We start from the raw sequence: 617 nt of genomic DNA, 5'->3' as shown, positions 1-617 counted from the left end.
AACCAATTCGCCAACAGTATCCACTGGGCACAGACGAATTCGTGCGGGGTCAAGCCGCGCAATCTCTTCAGGCGCTTGGCGTGGTTGCAGGCCGGTAAACAGGCTTGCAGGTGCTGATTGAGTTCGTCCGTGTTCCGGTAGTGGAAGCGCTGGACCGTCGCTTCTTTCCTCGTGCGGTTCAGGCGCTCGACCGGACCGTTGGTCCACGGGTGGGCCGGCCTGGTCAACCGGTGCCCCACGCCGTATTCCCCGCAGATGCGGTCAAAGCGGGGCCCACCCGGCAGGAATTGGTGCGGCTGGGGCGTGAACTGCACCCCGTTGTCGGTCAGCACGGCAGGCACTTTATCGGGCAATTTGTCGAGCTCGCGCCGCAGGAATTCGGCGGCCACGACGCGCTTGGCCCGCGGAGGCAGCCCGGCAAACGCCCTTTTGCGGGCGCGGTCGATGGCCACGCAGAGGTACCGGCGGCCTTCTTCGGTCTGCCCTTCGGCAAGGGCGACGTGCACATAGCCGATGGGGTAGTCCTTGCGTTTCTTTTTCGGCGGGCTCTGCCGTCTTCGTTTAGCGGCAGGCGGCTGGTGCCGTGGCGTTGGAAACAGCGGTGCAGCGCCGAACGG

Annotated in this window: 1 protein-coding gene; it reads right to left on the bottom strand. The window is 65.2% G+C overall.

What is annotated here, in order from left to right:
- A partial coding sequence (locus J4G38_RS17040; protein ID WP_226163506.1) for a DDE-type integrase/transposase/recombinase occupies positions 1 to 506 on the bottom strand: 506 nt, incomplete at its 3' end.
- Positions 507 to 617: the final 111 nt, after the last annotated feature.

This window comes from Hymenobacter terricola, from assembly GCF_017921975.2.
Taxonomy (GTDB): domain Bacteria; phylum Bacteroidota; class Bacteroidia; order Cytophagales; family Hymenobacteraceae; genus Hymenobacter; species Hymenobacter terricola.
The sequence above is the reverse complement of the archived record's forward strand: the minus strand, read 5'-3'. Positions and strand labels throughout refer to the sequence as shown.